Here is a 22,786-nt window from a genome sequence, read left to right as displayed (position 1 = left end):
AACGACGTGGTGGCGGAGCTGGGGGAGGAGTCGTTCACCACGTGCCTGTACGGGGTGTACGACCCGACGACCCAGGTCCTCAGCTATGCCGACGCCGGGCACCTGCCCCCGGCCGTCGCGCTGCCGGACGGCACGGTGTCCTTCCCCGCGCTGGACCCGGACCCGCCGCTGGGCGTGGCCGACCCGCCGTTCGAGGTCCACGAGGTGCGGCTGCCCGAAGGCAGTCTCCTCGTCCTGTACACCGACGGTCTGGTGGAAATCCCGGGCGGGGACATCGAGGACGGCATGGCCCGCCTGACCGGGACCCTGGCCACCGCGCTGGCCGACAGCGGCGGAGGAACCTACGGCGGCGACCTGGACCCGCTGTGCGACGCGGTCACCGCCGCCGTGCCGCCCGCCGACCGGCCCGCCCCGGACGACACCGCCCTCCTCATCGCCCGCACCCGTGCCCTGCCCGCCGACGCGGTGGCCTCCTGGCCGCTGCCCGACGACCCGGTCGCCGCCTCCCAGGCGCGCAAGTACGTGCGCGAGCAGCTGGCCGTCTGGGACCTTGCGGAGCTGGAGATGACGACCGAGCTGATCGTGAGCGAGCTGGTCGGCAACGTGGTCCGGCACGCCACGGGCCCGGTGGTCCTGCGCCTGCTGCGCAGCCGCACCCTGATCTGCGAGGTGTCGGACGGCTCGCTGACCACGCCGCACATCCGGCACCCGTCCGCGCTGGACGAGGACGGCCGGGGGCTTCAGCTGGTGGCGGCCATGGCCAAGCGCTGGGGCGCCCGGTACACCGCGACCGGCAAGTGCATCTGGACCGAACAGCTCATCCCCGGCTGATCCCGCCCACCCCCGACCCGACCCTTACCGGCGGTACGGTTACCCGTCGGTACGGGGCGTCGTGCCCGTCACCTGCGCGGCTGCCGGCCGGCCGCGCCCGCGCGGGGAGGGCCGCCGCGCGACCTCGCCAGAACCCTGGAAACACACTACTTACTTGTGAGTAAATTTACTCTATAGTAAGGACGCCGACGGCTTAGCCCCGCAGACAGGAGACACCCCTATGGCCAGCGGAAATAAGGGCCCCACCAGGGGCCGCAACGCCCAGGGCCTCGGACTCGCCGTGCTCAACCGCATCAGCCAGGCGCCGGTGCTCGACAAGTTGGGCCTGCGCAAGCAGGTCGACAAGGTGGTCTACGAAGCCACCAAGGCCGGCTTCACCACGGCCGCCGCCGCCAGCCGCACCTTCCGCAAGGTGCAGGGCAACGGCAAGCCGGCCCGTCCGGCGTCCGCGAGCCGGCGCGACCTGTTCGACCTGACGCCCAGCGAAGAGCAGCAGATGATCCGCGACACGGTCGCGGAGTTCGCCGCCGAGCTGGTCCGGCCCGCCGCCGCCGAGGCCGACGACAAGTGCGCGGCCCCGGACGGCCTGGTCGCCAAGGCCGCCGAGCTGGGCGTCACGCAGGTCGGCGTGCCCGAGGAGCTGGGCGGCGTCGGCGGCGAGCGGTCCGCGGTCACCAACGTGCTGATCGCCGAGGCCCTGGCGCACGGCGACATGGGCCTGGCCGTCGCGTGCCTGGCGCCGTCCGCGGTGAGCACCGCGCTGGTGCTGTGGGGCGACTCCGCCCAGCAGTCGACGTACCTGCCCTCCTTCGTCGGCGAGAACGTGCCGTCCGCCGCCCTGGCCGTCCAGGAGCCGCGCGCGCTGTTCGACCCCTTCACGCTGCGCACCTCCGTGCGCCGCACCCCCGGCGGGTTCGTCATCGACGGCGTGAAGTCCCTGGTGCCGCAGGCCGCGTCCGCCGAGCTGTTCGTGGTCGCCGCCCACCTGCCCGGCAGCGGCCCGGTGCTGCTGGTCGTCGAGTCCAGCACGGCCGGCCTGACGGTCGAGTCGGAGCCCGCCATGGGCCTGCGCGCCGCGGGCCTGGGCCGCCTCGTCCTGGACAACGTGACCGTGCCGGCCTCCGCGCTGCTCGGCGAGGGCAGGAGCGAGGTCTACACCGAGTGCGTACGGCTGTCCCGGCTGGCCTGGAGCGCCCTGTCGCTCGGCACCGCGCAGGCCGTACTGGACTACGTGATCCCCTACGTCAACGAGCGGCAGGCGTTCGGCGAGCCGATCGCCAACCGCCAGGGCGTCGCGTTCAAGGTGGCCGACATCGGCATCGAGCTGGAGGCCATGCGGCTGCTGACCTACAAGGCCGCCTCGCGCGTCGAGCAGGGCCTGCCGCACGCGCGGGAGGTCGCCCTGGCCCGCAAGCTGTGCGCGGACAAGGGCATGGTGATCGGCAACGACGGCGTGCAGCTGCTCGGCGGCCACGGCTTCGTCAAGGAACACCCGGTGGAGCGCTGGTACCGCGACCTTCGCGCGATCGGCCTGATGGAAGGCGTCGTCCTCGTCTGAGGGGCTTTTAGACATGATCAATCTTGAGATTCCCAAGAAGCTGCACGTACTCATCGACCAGGCCCACCAGGCCGCGGCGGAGTTCTTCCGGCCCAACTCGCGCAAGTACGACCAGGCCGAGCACACCTACCCCAAGGAGCTCGACACCCTCGCCGCGCTGCTGGACGGCCTGGCGGCCACCGGCGGCGGCGCGGGCGCGGGCGGCGTGCGCCGCTCGGAGAGCGGCGGCAAGAAGAAGCAGAAGGGCGTGCAGAACGGCTCCAACATGTCGGTCGTGCTCGCCACGATCGAGATGTGCTGGGGCGACACCGGCCTGCTGCTGACCATGCCCCGCCAGGGCCTGGGCAACGCCGCCATCGCCTCCGTGGCCAACGACGAGCAGCTCAAGCGGTTCGAGGGCAAGTGGGCGGCCATGGCCATCACCGAGCCCGACACCGGCTCGGACTCCGGCGCCATCCGCACCACCGCCACCCAGGACGGCGACTACTACGTCCTCAACGGCGAGAAGATCTTCGTCACCTCCGGCGAGCGGGCCGACTGCGTGGTCGTCTGGGCCACCCTGGACCGCAACCTGGGCAAGGCCGCGATCAAGTCGTTCGTGGTCGAGAAGGGCACGCCCGGCTTCGAGCTGGTCCGCCTGGAGCACAAGCTCGGCATCCGCGCCTCCGACACCGCCCACTTCCGGCTGGACAACGTCCGCGTCCACAAGGACAACCTGCTGGGCAGCCCGGAGATCAACACCGAGCAGGGCTTCGCCGGGGTCATGCAGACCTTCGACAACACCCGCCCGCTGGTGGCCGCCATGGCCATCGGCTGCGCGCGGGCGGCGCTGGAGGAGCTGCGGACGATCCTGACCGACGCGGGCGTGGAGATCGACTACGACCGCCCGGCCAACAGCCAGTCGGCCGCGGCCGCGAAGTTCCTCCAGCTGGAGGCCGACTGGGAGGCCGCCTACCTGCTGGCCCTGGAGGCGGCGTGGATGGCGGACAACCGCCAGCCCAACTCCACCCAGGCGTCCATGGCCAAGGCCAAGGCCGGCCGCACCGGCAGCGACGTCACGCTCAGCGCCGTCGAACTGGCCGGCAGCGTCGGCTACTCGGAGAACTCCCTGCTGGAGAAGTGGTCGCGCGACTCCAAGATCCTCGACATCTTCGAGGGCACCCAGCAGATCCAGCAGCTGATCGTCGCCCGCCGCCTGCTGGGCCGGTCGTCGTCGGAACTGAAGTAGCCCGCGCCCGCCGGGCCGCGCGGGGCCGCGCGCCGACGGCACCGCGAAGGGCCCTCCCCGCCGGTGCGGGGAGGGCCCTCGTCGTCCCGGCGGCCGCCTCGGCGTCAGCCGGCCGCCCGGTACCGGCCGCCGGTCAGCCGGGGCACGCGCACGAGCAGCAGGTGCTGACCCGTACGTCGTCGATCGCGGGCCCGTAGGCGCCGGGGGTGGTGCTGGCGAACGTCAGGGTCGTGGTCGCGCGGCTGGCCTCGAAGGTCACCTGCCGCCGGACGTAGCCCATGTCGGCGGTCGTGGCGTTGCTGACGTCGAACGAGAAGTCCTGGAAGACCTGCCCGTCGAGGAGCACCCGCCCGGTCTTCACGACCGGGTTGTTCGGGCCGTGGGCGCCGCCGGTGTTGCCCGCCAGGGCGTACGTCACCGTGTAGGCGCGGCCCGGGGTCGTGGTGAAGGTCTGGGCCACCGAGCCCGGGTTGCCGGAGTTGAGGTCGACGGACTGGTCCCCCTCGGCCGCCTGCCAGAACCCGGCGCCGATCAGGTCCACGCCGCCGGCCCCGACCCGCCAGGGGCCGATCGACTGCCCGGCCGCGTACGTCGTGAACCTGTTCGCCGGAGCGAGCGGGTACTCGAAGCTGCCGTCGTCGAACCGGCTGACCGCCGCGGTCGCGGAGCCCGCCGTGTCCGTGCCGCCGGCCGGCGCGGCCAGCGCGGTGCCGCCGCCGGCGGCGATCAGGCCGGCCGTGGCAAGGGCGATGGCGTAGGTGCGTAAGGCCACCATGAAGTCCTCCCGGTTGAAAGTTTGCGAGAGCGTTGGTGGAGCGCCGTGAACTCTCCCTCCTCGGCGCGGTGCGGGCCAAGGGCCGGACGCCCGCGCACGAGGGTGTGAGACCCGATCGCGCGCGGGTGCGCGCGGGGCCACCGCCCCAACGCGCGACCCCCCGCTCAAGCGGAACTCGACCCGCCGCCACCGGGCGGTCGGCCAAAGCCAAAGTGGCGGCGGCGCGGGGATGACAACGGCTCAGCCGGACGCATGACCCGCGGCTGGTCATGTCGTCGGCCCCTGAATTCCGCCCCGGCTGAGGCTTGCCTGCGCCGCCGGACGCGCGCATTCGCGTCCGGCGGGCGGTCAGGCGGGGTCGAAGGCCAGCGGGCCGCTCAGCGTGCGGCGCACCGGGCAGTTCGCGATGTACTCGGCCAGCAGCGGGCGGTGGCGCTCCAGCGCCGGGTCGAGGACGAGTTCGTAGCGGAACCGCGCCTCCGGCCCGCTCCGGTCCAGCGATACGCGCACGCTGACCTCCCCCACGTCCCCGTCGGCGTCCGGCAGGGCCACCGCCAGGGCCATGCGGGCGGTCATGGTCATGCACGTGGCCAGCGCGGCCTCCAGGAGGTCGTGCGGGCGCGGGCCGGCCGCCCCGCCGAGACCGGCCTTGCGGGTGTCCGCGACGCCCTCGTGCCCACCGGCCCGGTACCTGACCTGCCAGGGTGTCGGAAGTGCCGTCGCCTCGATCATCGCCTCGCCTCTCGCCGTCCGGCCTCGTCCGCCCGCCTTCTCGCGGGTGGATACGAGCCGGAGCGTACGAGAGCGGCCGGACGGCAGGACGTGGACTTCCGTCCTGCGAGACGGGCCGGCGCGGTCCCGCCGGAGCCGGGGCGGAACGGCGCCGTGAGCCGTCCGAAACCGGGCCGGGTGTCCGCTCCGTGGAATTCCCGGTGCCCGCCGCCCCGCGCCGCTAGCGTCCGCCGCATGGATCTGACCTTCGCCCAGCGGTTCACCCAGGAGTGGGCCGACGCCTGGAACGCCCACGACCTCGAACGCATCCTCACCCACTACACGGACGACGTGGTCTTCGCCTCGCCCCGCATCATCCAGTGGGGCGACGACCCGTCCGGCGAGGTGCGCGGCAAGGACGCCCTGCGCGCCTACTGGTCGGCGGGGCTGCGCCGACTGCCCGACCTGCGCTTCACCGTCGAGGACGTCCGCGCCTCGGTGGACACGGTCGTCATCAACTACCGCAACGAGCGCGGCCAGGCCGTCTCCGAGGTGCTGACCTTCCGGGACGGTCTGATCTGCCGCGGACTCGGCGCGTACGGGCCCGAGGTCTGAGCCCAGGCGCTCAGCGCGGTTGCAGCGACGACCAGATCATCCACGCGACCGCGCCCAGCACGATCAGCGCGATCGACGCCCGCGCGGCCCAGGTCAGCCGGCGCAGCTCCTCGCCGCGCTCCAGGGCCGCGCTCACCTCCGCGTACTCGGCCATCTGCTCCCGGGCCAGCGCCTCGCCGACGTCGATCACCACCGCCTCCTGCCCGCCCGGGCCGCGCGCCCGGGCCGGGCACCGAGCGTACCGGCGGTCTCCCGGCGGGCCGCCGTGCGGGTGGCGGGCTCCCGCGAACGGACGCGAGCGGTCGCGGGCGTCCGCGGGATGCCGCAGGGTCGGTGTGCGAGAGGGTGTTCGTCACCGCCGCGGCCGGTCGTGGGCCGCCGCGGCGCCCGCACCGGAGGTGCCCCGTGTCCGCCGACACCGCCGTGCCCGTACCCACCCCCGAGCTGCCTCCCGTCCCGCCCGGCGCCCTGGGCCGGACGGGACGGCGCCTCGCCGCGTCACTGCGCCTCGCCGCGCCCGCGCTCGGGCTGTACGCGGCGGCCCGGCTGGCCGGAATCGTGTGCATGGCCGGCTGGGCGTGGTGGGTGGGCAGGAACCCGCGGCTGCTGCTCGGCTTCACGTGGGACAGCGTGTGGTACGCGGGCATCGCCGAACACGGATACGGCACGGTGTCCTACTCCGACGCCAAGAACCTCACCTTCGACGACCTGGCCTTCTTCCCGCTGTACCCGGCGCTGATCCGGGCGGTGACCACCCTCGTGCCGTTCCTGCCCACGCTCGACGCGGGGCTGCTGATCGCCTGGGTGTCGGCCGGGGTGGCGGCGTGGGGCGTGCACGCGGTGGGCCGGCGGCTGTACGGGCGGCGGGTGGCCGCGCTGCTGGTGGTGCTGTGGGGGCTGCTGCCGCACGCCATCGTGCAGTCCATGGCGTACACCGAGCCGCTGCTGACCGCGCTGGCCGTCTGGTCGCTGTACGCGGCGCTGACCGGCCGCTGGCGGTGGGCCGGGGCGCTGGCGCTGCTGGCCGGTCTCGCCCGGCCGAACGGCATCGCGGTGGCGCTGGCCGTGTGGGCCTGCGCGCTGGCCGCGATACGGCGGGGCGGCGGCGCCCGGGGCGGCCTGGGCCGGGACGGCCCGGGGCGGGACGGCCGCGGCGGGGTGCTGCTGGGCGCGGTGCTCGCGCCGCTGGGCTGGCTGGGGTACGTGGCCTGGGTGGGCGCCCAGCGCGGCGACCCGCTGGGCTACTTCGCGATCCAGGCCAAATGGGGGTCGCGCTTCGACTTCGGCCGCGACAGCTTCCACTGGCTGCGGCACCTGGTCGTCGGCAAGGACCACCTCTGCGACTACATGGTGCTGGCGGTCGTCGGCGCCGCGCTGCTGTGCCTGGCGCTGCTGGCCCTGGACCGGCCGCCGCTCGTCCTGCTCGTCTACACGCTGGCGCTGGTGGTCATCACCCTCGGCGGCACGCACTACTTCACATCCAAGCCGCGCTTCCTGCTGCCCGCCTTCCCGCTGCTGCTGCCCGCCGCCCAGGCGCTGGCCAGAGCCCGGCCGCGCACCGCCTGGGTGACGGTCGGCGCGCTGGCCGGGCTCTCGTGGGCCTACGGGACGTACCTGCTGACCGTGGCGGACGTCCCGCTGTGACCGCTCGCGGCCACGACAGGGCCGACCGGGCCGACGAGGCAGGCCGGGCAGGCCGGACGGGCCGACCGGGCCGGGCTCCGGCGGCCGGGCCGGTCAGGCCCACCGCCGCCCGGGCCCCGGGCCGGGGCCGGGCGGGCTCAGTCGCCCTGCCCGTCCTGCCCGTCCGGTCCGTCCGGTCCGCCCTCGTCGGCGCCGGGCTCCACGTCGGCCTCCAGGCCGAGCTGCTCCACCAGCCACCGGTCGAACTCGATCGAGGCCCGCACCCAGCTGACGGTGCTGGCGACGAAGTACTCCAGGTTCACGCCGGTGCCGATCAGCATCTGGGCCTCACCGATCAGGTGGACCGTGCCGTCGTCGTTGGTGTGGCTGTAGACCTTGGGCCACAGGGTGCGGCGGTTCCAGTCGTCCACCGCCTCCAGCAGCGCCAGCTTCTGGTCGATGCTGTGCGGCCGGTCGTAGAAGGTGCGTACCGAGAAGACCTGCTGCTCCTCCTCCCCCCGGAACATGAAGTACGTGCGGAAGTCCTCCCACGGGGCGGCGAGGTCCCCCTCCTCGTCGACGACGTACTTCAGCTCCATCTGGTCCAGGAGCTGGGTGACCAGGTCCTGGTCCGGGATGACGGGGCCCTGCGGACCCGTCGGCTGTGGTTCGGGCTGGCCCCCGAAGTTCGGAATCGAGGACGGGTCGATGCTCACCGTGGATTTCCCTTCATACGGTTAATCCCATCCTCCCGCACTCTCGCCCGCACCTCGCAACCCAGGGCCGGGACAAGCCCGGTCCGCGGGCGGAGAAGCCGGGGCCGGGGCCCGGACGGACCGGGCCCCGGCTTCCCTACGGCCGCGGCGGCGTCACAGGGACTTCCCGCCCGGCACCGGGCCCACCAGCAGGTCGTCGCCGGCCACGTCGACCCGTACCGTGTCGCCGTCCCGGACCTCGCCCGCCAGGATCTCCCGGGCCAGCCGGTCGCCGATCGCGGTCTGCACCAGGCGGCGCAGCGGCCGCGCGCCGTACGCCGGGTCGTTGCCCCGCTCCGCCAGCCAGGCCAGCGCGTCCGGGGTGACCTCCAGGGTGAGGCGGCGCTCGGCGAGCCGGGCGGCGAGCCGGTCGGTCTGGAGGCGGGCGACGCGGGCCAGCTCGTCCTGGGTCAGGGCGGTGAAGACCACCTGTCCGTCCAGCCGGTTCAGGAACTCCGGCTTGAAGGACGACCGCACCGTCTCCAGCACGCTCTCCTTCTTCTCCTCCTGGCTCAGCAGCGGGTCGATCAGGTACGTGCTGCCGAGGTTGGAGGTCAGCACCAGGATGGAGCTGCGGAAGTCGACCGTGCGGCCCTGGCCGTCGGTGAGCCGGCCGTCGTCCAGCACCTGGAGCAGGATGTCGAAGACCTCGGGGTGGGCCTTCTCGACCTCGTCCAGCAGCACCACGCTGTACGGGCGGCGCCGCACGGCCTCGGTGAGCTGGCCGCCCTCCTCGTAGCCGACGTAGCCGGGCGGCGCGCCGACCAGGCGGGCGACGCTGTGCTTCTCGCCGTACTCGCTCATGTCGATGCGGATCATGGCCCGCTCGTCGTCGAACAGGAAGTCGGCGAGCGCCTTCGCCAGCTCGGTCTTGCCGACCCCGGTGGGCCCGAGGAACAGGAACGCGCCGGTCGGGCGGTCCGGGTCGGCGATCCCGGCCCGCGCCCTGCGCACCGCGTCCGACACCGCCCGTACGGCCTCGGACTGGCCGATGATGCGGCGGCCCAGCTCCTCCTCCATGTGCAGCAGCTTCTGCGTCTCGCCCTCCAGCAGCCGGCCCGCGGGGATGCCGGTCCAGGAGGACACCACGTCGGCCACGTCGTCCGGGCCGACCTGGTCCTTGACCATGGTCTCCCGCTTGGCCTCCGCCTCGGCCTCCGAGGCCTCGGCCAGCTCCCGCTCCAGGGCCGGGATCTGCGCGTACAGCAGCTTGGAGGCGGTCTCGAAGTCGCCGTCGCGCTGGGCGCGCTCGGCCTGGCCGCGCAGCTCGTCCAGGCGGCCCTTGAGGTCGCCGACCCGGTTCAGGCCCTGCTTCTCCTTCTCCCAGCGGGCCGTGAGCCCCCGCAGGTCCTCCTCCTTGTCGGCGAGGTCGCGGCGCAGCTTCTCCAGCCGCTGCCGGGAGGAGGCGTCCGTCTCCTTCGACAGGGCCAGCTCCTCCATCCGCAGCCGGTCCACGGCGCGCTGCGACTCGTCGATCTCCACGGGCGAGGAGTCGATCTCCATGCGCAGCCGGGACGCGGCCTCGTCCACCAGGTCGATGGCCTTGTCCGGCAGGAAGCGGGCGGTGATGTACCGGTCGGAGAGAGCCGCGGCGGCCACCAGGGCGCTGTCGGCGATCTGCACCTTGTGGTGCGCCTCGTACCGGCCCTTGAGGCCGCGCAGGATGGCGACCGTGTCCTCCACGGACGGCTCGGCGACCAGCACCTGCTGGAACCGGCGCTCCAGGGCGGCGTCCTTCTCGATCCGCTCGCGGTACTCGTCCAGCGTGGTGGCGCCGACCATGCGCAGCTCGCCGCGCGCGAGCATGGGCTTGAGCATGTTGCCCGCGTCCATGGACGAGTCGCCGCCCGCGCCCGCGCCGACCACCGTGTGCAGCTCGTCGATGAAGGTGACGATCTGCCCGTCGCTGGCCTTGATCTCGGCCAGCACGCTCTTCAGCCGCTCCTCGAACTCGCCGCGGTACTTCGCGCCCGCGACCATCGCGCCCAGGTCCAGCGCCACCAGCCGCTTGTTCTTCAGCGACTCGGGCACGTCGCCCTTGACGATCCGCTGGGCCAGGCCCTCCACGACGGCGGTCTTGCCGACGCCGGGCTCGCCGATGAGCACGGGGTTGTTCTTGGTGCGGCGGGAGAGGACCTGCACGACGCGGCGGATCTCCTGGTCCCGGCCGATGACCGGGTCGAGCCGGCCCTCGCGCGCGGCGGCGGTGAAGTCCGTGCCGAACTTCTCCAGCGCCTTGTACGTGCCCTCCGGGTCCGGCGTGGTCACCCGCCGGCCGCCCCGGGCGGCCTGGAAGGCGTCGAGCAGCCTGCGCTCGGTGGCGCCCTGCCGGGCCAGCGCACTGCCCGCCGGGCCGCCCTTGGCGGCGATGCCGATGAGCAGGTGCTCGGTGGAGACGTAGTCGTCGCCGAGGTCCTCGGCGCGCCGGCCGGCGTCCGCGAGGACGGCCAGCAGGTCGCGGCTGGCCTGCGGCGGGGCCACGGTGGAGCCCTGCACGCTGGGCTGGGAGGCGAGCTGCTTCTCGGCGTCGGCGCGCAGCGCCGCCGCGTCGGCCTCGGCGGCGGCGAGCAGGTCGAGGATGTTCGCGTTGCCGCCGTCCCGGTCCTGGAGGAGGGACAGCAGCAGGTGGGCGGGGATGATGTCCGCGTGGCCGGCGGACACCGCCCGCTCTTGGGCGGCGCTCAGCGCCTCCCGGCTCTTGTTGGTCAGCTCGGCGTCCACGTCTTCGTGCTCCTCCTCGCGCGTCCGGCGGTCACTCCTGCCGTACCCAACATCCGATAAGTTGAGTCTATTCCACTCAAGGGCTTGGCGGTAGCGATGACGGCCCCTCGCCGTCCCGCCCTCGCAGCGGCGCGACCGGGGCGGTCGGCAGAGGCGGGGGCGGGGGCGGGGGCGGCGCGGCGGTCGGCCCGGCGGTCGGCTACGTTCTCCTCCCATGGCCGTCGACCTCCGGGACCCGCCCCCCGAGTACCTCGCATTCTGGCGGGAACGCCACGTGTGCACCCTCACCGTCGTCCGGCCCGACGGCACGCCGCACGTCGCGCCGGTCGGCGTCACGTACGACCCGGAGGGGGGCGTCGCGCGCGTCCTGGCCCGGCGCGACAGCAGGAAGGCCGCGCACGTCGCGGCGGCGGGCGCGGCGGGCGCGCCGGTGGCCGTGTGCCAGGTGGCCCCGCGCCGCTGGGCCACGCTGGAGGGCCGCGCGGCGGTCGTGACCGACCCCGCCGCGATCGCCGACGCCGAAGACCGCTACGCCGAACGCTACGGCCGCGCCCCGGCCCCGCGCCCGGACCGGGTCCTGCTGCTGATCACGCTGACGCGCGCGATGGGCCGTACGTACGGGACGGGCTGAGCCGCGGCGGCACGCGCCGTACGGGCCGGAACGGCGGGCGGCGGCCCGGTAAGCGGCCCGGGAGCCCGCTACGGGCCCGGCGGCGCCGAGCGACGGCCGCCGCGCGATGGCGGCGGCCGCGTCGAGAACGGTCCCCGAGGCCGGGCCCCGCCCGGGACCCGCGCCTGACGGACCTCACCCCTACCCTTCCTGCGCCGATTCCTCCTTCGCGTACGACGAGGCCATGGTCTCGCCGAAGTCGTACACCACGACCTGCTCGTCGCCGACCACCCACGCGTCGTGCCCCGGCGAGCACACGAACACGTCACCGGGCCCGGCCTCGGCCTCTCCCCCGTCGTCCATCCGGACGCGGATCCGGCCTTTGACCACGTACCCCTTGTGGGCGAACTGGCAGCTCGGCGTGCCCGCGATCGGGGCCACGCTCTCCGACCAGCGCCAGCCCGGCTCGAAGGTCGCGACGGCGAACTCCAGCCCGGTCAGGTGCAGGGCCTCCAGGTGGCCCCGGGGGAAGTCGCGGCGCTCGTCCGGCTTCTCGGTTGTCTTGACTTCCAACATGGCGGTACCTCCTCCTGCTCCCATCCTGCGCCCAAAACAGGACAAAAGCGCGCGGAGGTGATATCGCGCGGCGTGGCCGCTCGGCCGTTCAGTCGAGACGCGGACCGGTGACGGCCTCGGTGATTACGAACCCCTTGGCCGGGCCCTCGGGAATCTCGGCGTCGGTGCCGTACGGAACCCTGGTGGACGCGGCGTACAGGCCCTCCTTCGGCGAGGGCGAGGTGAGCACGGTCACCGTGCCGTGGTTGTCGTAGTCGTCGATGATGACGTAGACGGGGATGCCCGCAGTCGCGTACGCGCGGCGCTTGCGCTCGCGGTCGCGCTGCTGGTGGTTGCGGCCGGGAGAGACGACCTCGACGACGAGCTGGATCGCCTCGGCGGTGAGCCCCAGGCCGTCCTCCGTCAGGAATTCCTCGTCCTCCCTGGGCACGACGATCAGGTCGGGGACCCAGGGTTTCCGGTCGTGGATGACGTTCCAGTCGTGCTGAGCCGAGTACTCACTGCCCTCCAGGTGTCTGGCCAGCGCTTCACGCAGCCGGTTGATGATCCTTGCGTGGCTGGCACGTCCGGTAGGCGACACCTCGATGAACCCCTCGACGATCTCCGCGCGATAGCCCTCGGGGAGTTCCATGTCCTTCCACGCCTGCCACAGGACTTCGTCCAGCTCCTCCGGACGGGGCATCTCGGGTACCTCCTCGGGAGCTTCCGGGGCCTCGTGGGCCGACTCCGGGGCCTCCTGGGCGAGAGCGGTCATGGCGCAGCACCTCCTCCTCAAGTCTGGGCGTACGTGCCGTGCGGCACAAGCGACATCGCCAATGTAGGGAGCACGGCGGCCCGGAGGCTCCGAAAGGCCGCCGGCCACCTCATAAGATGAAATGCCGTACCAGTGTTGACGCCGGGGCCGCCCGCGAGCGGGCCCGCGCGGGACGCGTGCCTACTCCGGCCGCTTCGGCCGCCACACCACCAGCGCGCTGGTCTGCTGCACCTCGTGGTACGGCACCAGGTCACGGCGGTACGACGCGTGCACCGCCGCCTCGCGCTGCCGCATGGCCGCCGCCGCGCCCTCGACCGCCTGCTGGAGCTCGGCCACCTGCGCGCGCAGCGCCGCGACCTCGTTCTCCAGCTCGATGATGCGCTTGATACCGGCCAGGTTGATGCCCTCGTCCTGCGAGAGCTGCTGCACCTGGCGCAGCAGCGCGATGTCGCGCGCCGAGTAGCGCCGGCCGCGGCCGGCGGTGCGGTCCGGGGAGACCAGGCCGAGCCGGTCGTACTGGCGCAGCGTCTGCGGGTGCAGGCCGGAGAGCTGGGCGGCGACGGAGATGACGTACACCGGGGAATCGTCGGTCAGTTCGTAGGGGTTCCGGCTCCGGCCCACGCCTCCGGGCACTCCGGCCCGGCCGTCCCTCTCCATGGGTCACGCTCCCTTCGCGGCCTGGAACAGCTCCGTCCGCGGGTCCTCGCCCGCGGTCGCCTCGCGATACGCCTCCAGCGCGTCCCGCGCCTTGTCGTCGAGGTTCGTCGGGACGGCGACCTCGACGGTGACCAGCAGGTCGCCGCGGGTGCCGTCCTTGCGCACCGCGCCCTTGCCCCGGGCGCGCAGGGTGCGCCCGCCCGGCGTGCCGGGCGGCAGCTTGAGGGTGACCGGCGGGCCACCGAGCGTCGGCACCCGGATCTCGCCGCCCAGCGCCGCCTCCGTGAAGGTGACGGGCACGGTGACGGTCAGGTTGTCGCCCTTGCGGCCGAAGACCGGGTGCGCGTCGACGTGCACGACCACGTACAGGTCGCCGGCCGGGCCGCCGGTCTCGCCGGGGCCGCCCTTGCCGCGCAGCCGGATCCGCTGGCCGTCGCTCACCCCGGCCGGGATGCGCACCTGCATGGTGCGCGACGAGCGGGCCCGGCCGCTGCCCCGGCACACCTCACACGGGTCCTGGGCGATCAGCCCGCGGCCCCGGCAGTCCACGCACGGGTCGGTGAGCGAGAAGCCGCCGCCCGCGCCCCGGCTGATCTGGCCGGTGCCCACGCAGGTCGGGCACACGCGCGGGTTGCCGTTCTTGTCGCCCGTGCCCGAGCAGGCCTTGCACGGGGCCTGGCTGGTCATCCGCAGCGGGACGGTGGCGCCCTCCACCGCCTCGGTGAAGCTGAGCGTCACCTCCGACTCCACGTCCTGGCCGCGGCGCGGCTGCTGCCGCCCGGCGCCCCGGCCGAACAGGCCGCCGAAGACGTCCCCGAGGCCGCCGCCGAAGCCGCCGCCCCCGCCCTGGGCGCCGCCGAAGAGGTCGCCCAGGTCGAAGTTGAACGAGCCGGGGCCGCCGCCCGCGCCGGGGCCCGGGCGGAAGCCGCCGTTGCCGAACAGGGCGCGCGCGTCGTCGTACTCCTTGCGCCGCTTGGGGTCGCCGAGCACGTCGTTGGCCTCGGAGATCTCCTTGAAGCGCTCCTCGGCCCGCGGGTCGCCCTTGTTGGCGTCCGGGTGAAACTCACGGGCGAGCTTCCGGTACGCCTTCTTGATCTCCGCCTCGGTGGCGTCCTTGGGAACGCCGAGAACCTTGTAGTAGTCCTTCTCGATGAAGTCCTTCGTGCTCATCCCCGGCGTCCCTCCTTCCGAGCCGTCCTGCCGGCCGGCCTGCCCGGCCCACTCCGCCCTGCCCGTACCGCCCGCCCCGCCCGGGCCGCGCGGCCGGTCCGCCCCGCCCGTCCCGGGCGCGGCGAGCGGCGCCGGGCCCGTACCGCGTCAGCCCTCGTCCGGGCCACCGCTGTCCTCGTCCGCACCGTCCGCGCCCGCGCCCGGCCCGTCCTTGGGCTGGGCGCCCGGCTGCGGCTCGGCGACCGCCACCCGCGCCGGGCGGATAGTACGCTCGCCGATCCGATACCCGGGCTGCAGGATCCGCACGCACGTCGTCTCGGTGACGTCCGGCGCGTACGAGTGCATCAGCGCCTCGTGGACCAGCGGGTCGAAGGGCTCACCCTCCTTGCCGAACTGCTGCAACCCCATCTTGGCCGCCACCGACTCCAGCGACTCGGCGACGGACTTGAAGCCGCCGACCAGCTCGCCGTGGTCGCGGGCGCGGCCGATGTTGTCCAGGACGGGCAGCAGCTCCGTCAGCAGGTTGGCGACGGCGATCTCCTTGACCGCCACCCGGTCCCGCTCGACCCGGCGCCGGTAGTTCTGGTACTCGGCCTGGAGCCGTTGCAGGTCCGCCGTGCGCTCGCTCAGCGCGGAACGGGCCTGGTCGAGCTGGGCCTGCACGGCCACCCGCTCCACGTCCCCGTCCGGGCCGGCCGGGCCCGCCTCCTCGGCGGGTCCGGCGCCCGGCGCCGCGTCGTCCGGGGTCGGCGCGGCCTCGGAGGGGACGTCGGGCTGCTCCTCGAAGCCCGGAGTCTCCTCCGTCACGCGGCACCACCCTGTCCCTTGTCGGCCTTCTCGTCGTCGACGATCTCGGCGTCCACCACGTCGTCCTCGGCCTTGGCCTGCCCGGCGCCCTCGGCGCCGCCGGCGGCGGCGGGGCCGTCCGCCTGCGCGTACAGGGCCTGGCCCAGCTTCTGGCTGACGGCCGCGACCTTCTCGGTCGCGGTGCGGATCTCCGCGGTGTCCTCGCCCTTCAGCTTCTCCTTCAGGTCGCCGAGCGCGGTCTCGACCTCGCTCTTGACGTCCCCGGGGACCTTGTCCTCGTTGTCCTGGAGGAACTTCTCGGTCTGGTAGACCAGCTGCTCGGCCTGGTTGCGGGTCTCGGCGGCCTCGCGGCGCTTGTGGTCCTCCTCCGCGTACTGCTCGGCCTCCCGCATCATGCGGTCGATGTCGTCCTTCGGCAGCGCGGAGCCGCCGGTGACGGTCATCTTCTGCTCCTTGCCGGTGCCGAGGTCCTTCGCCGCCACGTGCATGATGCCGTTGGCGTCGATGTCGAAGGTGACCTCGATCTGCGGCACGCCGCGCGGGGCCGGGGGCAGGCCGGTCAGCTCGAACATGCCGAGCTTCTTGTTGTACGCCGCGATCTCGCGCTCGCCCTGGTAGACCTGGATCTGCACGGACGGCTGGTTGTCCTCGGCCGTGGTGAAGATCTCCGAGCGCTTGGTCGGGATCGTGGTGTTGCGCTCGATCAGCTTGGTCATGATGCCGCCCTTGGTCTCGATGCCCAGGGACAGCGGGGTGACGTCGAGCAGCAGCACGTCCTTGACCACGCCGGTCAGCACGCCCGCCTGGAGCGAGGCGCCGATGGCGACGACCTCGTCCGGGTTGACGCCCTTGTTGGCCTCCTTGCCGCCGGTCAGCTCCTTGACCAGCTCGGCGACGGCGGGCATACGGGTCGAGCCGCCGACCAGCACCACGTGGTCGATCTCGGACAGCGAGATGCCCGCGTCCTTGATCACGTTGTGGAACGGGGTCTTGCAGCGGTCCAGCAGGTCGGCGGTGAGCTGCTGGAACTGCGCCCGGGTCAGCTTCTCGTCCAGGTGCAGCGGGCCCTCGGCCGACGCCGTGATGTACGGCAGGTTGATCGTGGTCTCGGTCGAGCTGGACAGCTCGATCTTGGCCTTCTCGGCGGCCTCGCGCAGCCGCTGGAGGGCCATCTTGTCCTTCGACAGGTCCACGCCGTGCCCGCCCGCGAACTGCTTGACCAGGTAGTCCACGACCCGCTGGTCCCAGTCGTCGCCGCCGAGGTGGTTGTCGCCGTTGGTGGCCTTGACCTCCACCACGCCGTCGCCGATCTCCAGCAGGGACACGTCGAACGTGCCGCCGCCGAGGTCGAAGACGAGGATGGTCTGGTCGTCCTTCTCCAGCCCGTACGCCAGGGCGGCGGCGGTGGGCTCGTTGACGATGCGCAGGACGTTCAGCCCCGCGATCTCGCCCGCCTCCTTGGTGGCCTGCCGCTCGGAGTCGTTGAAGTACGCCGGGACGGTGATGACCGCGTCGGTGACCTTGTCGCCCAGGTACGCCTCGGCGTCCCGCTTCAGCTTCTGCAGGATGAAGGCGCTGATCTGCTGCGGGTTGAAGTCCTTGCCGTCGAGGCCGATCTTCCAGTCCGTGCCCATGTGGCGCTTGACGGAGCGGATGGTCCGGTCCACGTTGGTAACGGCCTGGCGCTTGGCGACCTCGCCGACCAGCACCTCGCCGTTCTTCGCGAAGGCGACAACGGACGGCGTGGTCCTGGCGCCCTCGGCGTTGGTGATGACGGTGGGCTCACCGCCTTCGAGCACACTGACGACGGAGTTCGTCGTACCCAGGTCGATGCCGACCGCACGTGCCATCTCGGAGTCCTCCAACTACAGCTTCTTCGACTTCAGCTTGCGCACATTGAGCGTGACTGGCTCAAGGGTGCCGGATCGGATCGGACGTGTCAACAGAGCTGAGTCTGGCTGGCTCAAGTTTTATATGAGCCTTACGGGCATGAGCGCTGGAGCCCGCCGACCCGCCCGGCTGCCTGTCCGCCGGCCCGCTCCGCCGGCCCGCCCCGGCGGCCGTGAACCCCGCTCGCGGCGCAGATTCACCGCTCCTTCCGCTACATGGGTTCGCGGTTTCCCGGGTAAGGTCGGCGGAGACCGGCTAAGTTACTCACTGGTAGTGACTGTCAAGTAAGTTACTCAGTAGTAGTGTCTGCGCTAGACTGGTGTCTCACGCTTCAGCAGGCCCGAGGAGCCCGCCATGCAACTCGCCGCGATCATTGTTTCGCTGGTGTTCACCGCGGTCGGCGCCGCGCTGTTCGGCCGAGCGATCGCGCAGATCTTCCGCTTCATCATGCTCGGCCAGCCGGTCCCGGCGGGCTCGCGGACCGACGAGCCGGTCCAGCGCACCGTGACGCTCGCCAAGGAGTTCGTCGGGCACACCCGCATGAACCGCTGGGGGATCGTCGGTGTCGCCCACTGGTTCGTCGCCGTCGGCTTCCTGACCCTGATCCTCACCCTCGCCAACGCGATCGGGCAGCTCTTCGAGGCCGACTGGCTGCTGCCGGTCATCGGCGAGTGGCTGCCCTGGGAGCTGCTGGTCGAGGTGATGGGCACCACGACGGTCCTGGGCATCCTCGTCCTGATCGGCATCCGCCTGTCCAACCTGCCCTCCCGCGCGGGCCGCAAGTCCCGCTTCGCGGGCTCCACCTTCTGGCAGGCGTACTTCGTCGAGGGCGTCATCCTCACCGTCGGCCTGGCGATCATGGTGCTGCGCGGCCTGGAGGGCGCGCTGCACCACGTGGAGCACTACGAGGCCGCGTACCTCGCGTCGTACCCGCTGGTCGCCGCCTTCCGCGGGCTGAGCCACGAGACGCTCCAGAACCTGACCTACCTGGTCGCCATGATCAAGATCATCGTGTCGTTCACCTGGATGATCACGGTCAGCCTCAACACCACCATGGGCGTCGCCTGGCACCGCTTCCTGGCCTTCCCGAACATCTGGTTCAAGCGCGAGGCGTCCGGCGCGACCGCGCTCGGCGCCCTCCAGCCGATGACCTCCGGCGGCCAGCCGATCGACTTCGAGGACCCCGGCGAGGACGACCAGTTCGGCGTCTCCCAGGTCGAGCACTTCTCCTGGAAGGGCCTGCTGGACTTCTCCACCTGCACCGAGTGCGGCCGCTGCCAGTCGCAGTGCCCCGCGTGGAACACCGGCAAGCCGCTGTCCCCCAAGCTGCTGATCATGGCCCTGCGCGACCACGCGGCCGCCAAGGCCCCCTACCTGCTGGCCACCGCCGGCGGCGCCGACCCCGACAAGGCCGACATCCCGGCCGCCGCCCGGGCCGAGGCCGAGCGCCCGCTGATCGGGACGCTGGAGGAGAACGGCGTCATCGACCCGGACGTGCTGTGGTCCTGCACCACCTGCGGCGCGTGCGTCGAGCAGTGCCCCGTCGACATCGAGCATGTCGACCACATCGTCGACATGCGCCGCTACCAGGTCATGATCGAGTCCTCGTTCCCCAGCGAGGCCGGCACGATGCTGAAGAACCTGGAGAAGAAGGGCAACCCCTGGGGCCTGGCCAAGAAGCAGCGCCTCCAGTGGACCAAGGAGGTCGACTTCGAGGTCCCGATCGTCGGCCAGGACGTCGAGGACCTCACCGAGGTCGACTACCTGTACTGGGTCGGCTGCGCCGGCGCCCTGGAGGACCGCGCCAAGAAGACCACCAAGGCCTTCGCGGAGCTGCTGCACATCGCGGGCGTCAAGTTCGCGATCATGGGCGGTGAGGAGTCCTGCACCGGCGACTCCGCCCGCCGCCTGGGCAACGAGTTCCTCTTCCAGCAGCTCGGCCAGCAGAACGTCGAGATGCTGAACATGGCCTTCGGCGAGGACGCTGACGAGGGCGTGGTCGTGGAGCGGTCCAAGAAGAAGATCGTCGCGACCTGCCCGCACTGCTTCAACACCCTGGCCAACGAGTACCCCCAGCTGGGCGGCCACTACGAGGTCATCCACCACACCCAGCTGCTCCAGCACCTCATCGACACCGGGCGCCTCACCCCCGTCACCCCGGTCGAGGGCCTGATCACCTACCACGACCCGTGCTACCTGGGCCGGCACAACAAGGTCTACACCCCGCCGCGCGAGATCATCGCCAAGGTGCCCGGCCTGCGCAACGAGGAGATGCACCGCCACAAGGAGCGCGGCTTCTGCTGCGGCGCCGGCGGCGCGCGCATGTGGATGGAAGAGCGCATCGGCAAGCGCATCAACACCGAGCGCGTGGACGAGGCGCTGGCCCTCAACCCGGACATCGTCTCCACCGCCTGCCCGTTCTGCCTGGTCATGCTCACCGACTCGGTCAACGGCAAGAAGAACGAGGGCGTGGTCCGCGAGTCGGTCACGGTGGTCGACGTGGCCCAGCTCCTGCTGGACTCCGTCCGGACCCCCGCCGAGCCGGCCAGCGAGTCCGCCGACGAGCCCCAGCCGGAGCCGGTGAAGTAACGCCCGAGGCAGGGTACGTACGTACGGCAGGGGCTGGGACCTTCGCGGGTCCCAGCCCCCTGCCGCGTGTCGTACGCCGCGCGGCAGGGGCCGAATGCCGCGCGCGGCAGGGGCCGACCCGCGAACCGGCGGGGACCCCGGCAGGGCCGGAAGCGTAGGACCGGACCCTGGCCGCCGCGCGCCCGGGAGCACGCCCGGGACCGGCCCCCGTCAGCCCTTCCCGCCCAGCGCCTGCTCGGTCCAGATCACCTTGCCGTCCGCGGTGTACCGCGTGCCCCAGCGGTCGGCGAACTGCGAGACGAGGAACAGCCCGCGGCCGCCCTCGTCCGACGCGCCCGCGTACCGCAGGTGCGGCGAGGTGCTGCTGCCGTCGAAGACCTCGCAGATCAGGCTGCGGTCGCACAGCAGCCGCACCCGGATCGGCCCGTCCGCGTGCCGGATGGCGTTGGTGATCAGCTCGCTGAGGATCAGCTCCGTACTGAACGCCATGTCGGCCAGGCCCCACTCCGCCAGCCGCCGCGCCACGGCCGCCCGCACCACGCCGACCTGCGCCGGGTCGGCCGGCACCTCCCAGTCCGCGGTCCGCTCGGCGGCCAGCACGCGCGTACGGGCCACGATCAGCGCAATGTCGTCGCTGGGGCGGTCCGGCAGCATCGCCTCCAGCACCGCCTGGCAGGTCTCCTCCGGCGTACGGTCCGGACGCCGGGCCAGCGAGCGGCGCAGCAGCTCCAGGCCGGTCTCGATGTCCCGGTCGCGCTTCTCGACCAGGCCGTCGGTGTACAGCACCAGGTGGCTGCCCTCGGGCAGCTCCAGCTCGGTGGTCTCGAAGGGCAGGCCGCCCAGGCCCAGCGGCGGCCCGGCGGGCAGCTCGACGTACTCCACGGTGCCGTCCGGGCGGACCAGGGCGGGCGGCGGGTGGCCCGCGCGGGCCATGGCGCAGCGCCGGGACACCGGGTCGTAGATCGCGTACAGGCAGGTCGCGCCGGTGATCACCCCGCCGCCCGGGCCGCCCTCGGCCGCGTCGTCGTGGTCGATGCTGACGATCAGGTCGTCCAGGTGCGACAGCAGCTCCTCCGGCGGCAGGTCCAGGGCGGAGAAGTTGTGTACGGCCGTACGCAGCCGGCCCATGGTCGCGGCGGCGTGCAGCCCGTGGCCGACCACGTCGCCGACGACCAGCGCGACGCGCGCGCCGGGCAGCGGGATCACGTCGAACCAGTCGCCGCCGACCCCGGACTCGGCGGGCAGGTAGCGGTAGGCGACGTCCAGCGCGTTCTGCTCGGGCAGCACCCGCGGCAGCAGGCTGCGCTGGAGCGTTTCGGCCAGCACGTGCTCGCGGGTGAACAGGCGCGCGTTGTCGATGCTGACGGCCGCGCGGGCGACCAGCTCCTCGGCGAGCGACATGTCGTCGTCCTCGAACGGGTCGGGCCGCGCGGCGCGCATGAAGCTGGCCACCCCGAGGTTGACCCCGCGGGCGCGCAGCGGCACGGTCAGCACCGAGTGGAACCCGTACTCCACCAGCCGGCGCCCCAGCGCCGGGTTCTGCTCCTGCCAGCCGGAGAACGTCCCCAGGGCCCGCTCCGCCACCGGCCGGCCGGTGGCCATGCTGCGGGCGTGCGGCGTGGCCGGGCCGTAGTGGATCAGCCGGCCGACCGGCTGGAGGGGCGCGTCGTCCCGGATGCCGCTGAGCGCCGTGCGCCGCAGCGGGCAGCCGCGGCCCGCGGGCTCCTCGCCGCGCAGCACCGAGTCCGCCAGGTCGACCGCGACGTAGTCGGCGAACTCCGGGATGGTGTGGTCCGCCAGCTCCTGCGCGGTGCGCTCCAGGTCCAGCGTGGTGCCGATGCGCACGCTGGCGTCGTACAGCAGCTGAAGCCGCCGCCGGGCCAGGTCGACCTTGCCGGTGAGCGCGCGCAGCTCGGTGGTGTCGCGGAGGGTGGCCACGCTGCCGGGCGGGCCGCCGTCGCGGTCGGTGGGCCGGTGGCTGACGGACAGCAGGCGCTCGCCGGCCACGTACACCTCGTCGGTGGTCGGCCGCCCCGACAGCAGCAGCCCGGCGGTGCCCGCGTCGAAACCGAGGTCGGTGACGTGCCGGCCCTCGGCGTCCGACGGCAGGTCGAACAGGCGGCGCGCCTCGTCGTTGGCGAGCACCAGCCACCCGTCGCCGTCCACGATGAGCACGCCCTCGCGCACCGCGTGCAGCACCGCGTCGTGGTGCTCGTACATGCGGGCCATCTCGGCCGGATCCAGCCCCCGGGTCTGGCGCCGCAGCCGCCTGCTGACCAGCGCGGTCCCGATGGTGGCCAGCGCCAGCGCGCCCGCCGCGGCGCCGAGCAGCAGCGGCAGCTGGCGGTGGGCGACGCCGGTCATCTCGTCCACGGTGATGCCGGCCGCGACGAGGGCGACGATCCGGTGCTTTTCGTCGTAGACGGGGACCACGGACCGCACGGACGGGCCCAGGGTGCCGGTGTAGGTCTCGGAGACGACCCCGCCGCGCGCGGCGGGCTCGTACTCGCCGCGGAACTTCTTGCCGATCTCGCCCGGGTCGGGGTGGGTGTAGCGCATGCCCGCGGGGGTCATGACGACGATGAAGCGGACCTCGGCGGCGCGCGCGGTCTCCGCGGTGAGCGGCTGGAGCACGGCGCTCGGGTCCCGGGAGCGCAGCGCGGCGACGACACCGGGCGCGCGGGCGAAGGTCTGCGCGACGGCGTACGTGCGGCGCTTGGCCTCCTTCTCGCTGTCGTACGTCGACTGGAGGACCATGGCGACGGCGCCGGCGACGACGAGCACCAGCACGACGACGACCTGGAGCCCGAACACCTGCCCGGCGACGGTGCGCGGACGGGCCAGCGGACGCGGCCGGCCGGCCCGCGCGGGCAGCGGCCGCCGCGCCCACCGGAAGCCGGGCGCGCGCCCGTGGCC

At 72.9% G+C, this 22,786-nt stretch carries 19 protein-coding genes; 7 read left to right on the top strand and 12 right to left on the bottom strand.

The features are described 5' to 3' along the window. The 3 genes from RKE29_RS14185 to RKE29_RS14175 form a co-directional block, all read left to right on the top strand. A partial coding sequence (locus RKE29_RS14185) for a serine/threonine-protein phosphatase (protein ID WP_312005580.1) occupies positions 1-831 on the top strand: 831 nt, incomplete at its 5' end. Between the two features lie 220 nt (positions 832-1,051). Next, on the top strand, positions 1,052-2,389 hold the full coding sequence (locus RKE29_RS14180; protein WP_312005579.1) for an acyl-CoA dehydrogenase family protein: 1,338 nt from the start codon (positions 1,052-1,054) through the stop codon (positions 2,387-2,389). Positions 2,390-2,402: 13 nt separating this feature from the next. Next, positions 2,403-3,617: an acyl-CoA dehydrogenase family protein gene (locus RKE29_RS14175; RefSeq protein ID WP_312005578.1), complete on the top strand. Its 1,215-nt coding sequence runs from the start codon at positions 2,403-2,405 to the stop codon at positions 3,615-3,617. 133 nt (positions 3,618-3,750) lie between these two features. Here RKE29_RS14175 and RKE29_RS14170 read toward each other — a convergent pair whose 3' ends face one another. Together RKE29_RS14170 and RKE29_RS14165 are read right to left on the bottom strand one after the other, a co-directional pair. Continuing rightward, a complete protein-coding gene (locus tag RKE29_RS14170; RefSeq protein WP_312005577.1) occupies positions 3,751-4,392 on the bottom strand; it encodes a choice-of-anchor C family protein in 642 nt (213 codons plus the stop codon). A gap of 348 nt (positions 4,393-4,740) precedes the next feature. Then, positions 4,741-5,124 (bottom strand): OsmC family protein, encoded by a 384-nt coding sequence (locus RKE29_RS14165; RefSeq protein ID WP_312005575.1) that lies wholly within the window; start codon positions 5,122-5,124, stop codon positions 4,741-4,743. A gap of 234 nt (positions 5,125-5,358) precedes the next feature. Here RKE29_RS14165 and RKE29_RS14160 point away from each other — a divergent pair, with 234 nt between their 5' ends. Next, positions 5,359-5,718: a nuclear transport factor 2 family protein gene (locus tag RKE29_RS14160; RefSeq protein WP_312005574.1), complete on the top strand. Its 360-nt coding sequence runs from the start codon at positions 5,359-5,361 to the stop codon at positions 5,716-5,718. Between the two features lie 10 nt (positions 5,719-5,728). Here RKE29_RS14160 and RKE29_RS14155 read toward each other — a convergent pair whose 3' ends face one another. Beyond that, positions 5,729-5,908, bottom strand: coding sequence for a hypothetical protein (locus tag RKE29_RS14155; RefSeq protein ID WP_312005573.1), 180 nt, complete (start codon positions 5,906-5,908; stop codon positions 5,729-5,731). Positions 5,909-6,123: 215 nt separating this feature from the next. On the opposite strand from RKE29_RS14155, the gene RKE29_RS14150 reads away from it, so the two are divergent. Beyond that, the gene (locus RKE29_RS14150) at positions 6,124-7,362 is read left to right on the top strand and encodes a hypothetical protein (protein WP_312005572.1); all 1,239 of its coding nucleotides are present in this window, start codon (positions 6,124-6,126) and stop codon (positions 7,360-7,362) included. Between the two features lie 137 nt (positions 7,363-7,499). On the opposite strand, the gene RKE29_RS14145 is transcribed toward RKE29_RS14150, so the two are convergent. Together RKE29_RS14145 and clpB are read right to left on the bottom strand one after the other, a co-directional pair. Next, the gene (locus RKE29_RS14145) at positions 7,500-8,057 is read right to left on the bottom strand and encodes a YbjN domain-containing protein (RefSeq protein ID WP_312005571.1); all 558 of its coding nucleotides are present in this window, start codon (positions 8,055-8,057) and stop codon (positions 7,500-7,502) included. A gap of 153 nt (positions 8,058-8,210) precedes the next feature. Continuing rightward, positions 8,211-10,817 (bottom strand): ATP-dependent chaperone ClpB, encoded by a 2,607-nt coding sequence (gene clpB, locus RKE29_RS14140; protein WP_312005570.1) that lies wholly within the window; start codon positions 10,815-10,817, stop codon positions 8,211-8,213. A 214-nt stretch (positions 10,818-11,031) separates the two neighbouring features. Here clpB and RKE29_RS14135 point away from each other — a divergent pair, with 214 nt between their 5' ends. Continuing rightward, on the top strand, positions 11,032-11,448 hold the full coding sequence (locus tag RKE29_RS14135; RefSeq protein WP_312005569.1) for a TIGR03618 family F420-dependent PPOX class oxidoreductase: 417 nt from the start codon (positions 11,032-11,034) through the stop codon (positions 11,446-11,448). 180 nt (positions 11,449-11,628) lie between these two features. Here the strand turns inward: RKE29_RS14135 and RKE29_RS14130 are convergent, their stop codons facing one another. From RKE29_RS14130 to dnaK, 6 genes are all read right to left on the bottom strand, one after another. After that, a complete protein-coding gene (locus tag RKE29_RS14130; protein ID WP_312005567.1) occupies positions 11,629-12,003 on the bottom strand; it encodes a cupin domain-containing protein in 375 nt (124 codons plus the stop codon). 88 nt (positions 12,004-12,091) lie between these two features. Then, positions 12,092-12,757: a Uma2 family endonuclease gene (locus tag RKE29_RS14125; RefSeq protein ID WP_312005566.1), complete on the bottom strand. Its 666-nt coding sequence runs from the start codon at positions 12,755-12,757 to the stop codon at positions 12,092-12,094. A 180-nt stretch (positions 12,758-12,937) separates the two neighbouring features. Beyond that, complete coding sequence (locus RKE29_RS14120; RefSeq protein WP_312005565.1) at positions 12,938-13,414, bottom strand: heat shock protein transcriptional repressor HspR; 477 nt, start codon at positions 13,412-13,414, stop codon at positions 12,938-12,940. 3 nt (positions 13,415-13,417) lie between these two features. Next, positions 13,418-14,584: a molecular chaperone DnaJ gene (gene dnaJ, locus RKE29_RS14115; RefSeq protein WP_312005564.1), complete on the bottom strand. Its 1,167-nt coding sequence runs from the start codon at positions 14,582-14,584 to the stop codon at positions 13,418-13,420. Between the two features lie 147 nt (positions 14,585-14,731). Next, entirely contained in the window at positions 14,732-15,391 is a 660-nt protein-coding gene (gene grpE, locus RKE29_RS14110; RefSeq protein ID WP_312005563.1) for a nucleotide exchange factor GrpE, read from the bottom strand. Next, complete coding sequence (gene dnaK, locus RKE29_RS14105) at positions 15,388-17,241, bottom strand: molecular chaperone DnaK (RefSeq protein WP_312005562.1); 1,854 nt, start codon at positions 17,239-17,241, stop codon at positions 15,388-15,390. The genes grpE and dnaK overlap by 4 nt, the downstream gene beginning before the upstream one ends. A 394-nt stretch (positions 17,242-17,635) precedes the next feature. Here dnaK and RKE29_RS14100 point away from each other — a divergent pair, with 394 nt between their 5' ends. After that, entirely contained in the window at positions 17,636-19,870 is a 2,235-nt protein-coding gene (locus tag RKE29_RS14100) for a (Fe-S)-binding protein (protein ID WP_312005561.1), read from the top strand. Between the two features lie 210 nt (positions 19,871-20,080). Here the strand turns inward: RKE29_RS14100 and RKE29_RS14095 are convergent, their stop codons facing one another. Further along, positions 20,081-22,744 (bottom strand): SpoIIE family protein phosphatase, encoded by a 2,664-nt coding sequence (locus tag RKE29_RS14095; RefSeq protein WP_312005581.1) that lies wholly within the window; start codon positions 22,742-22,744, stop codon positions 20,081-20,083. Positions 22,745-22,786: the final 42 nt, after the last annotated feature.

Source organism: Streptomyces sp. B1866 (assembly GCF_031932565.1).
In the GTDB taxonomy this organism is placed as follows: domain Bacteria; phylum Actinomycetota; class Actinomycetes; order Streptomycetales; family Streptomycetaceae; genus Streptomyces.
The sequence above is the reverse complement of the archived record's forward strand: the minus strand, read 5'-3'. Positions and strand labels throughout refer to the sequence as shown.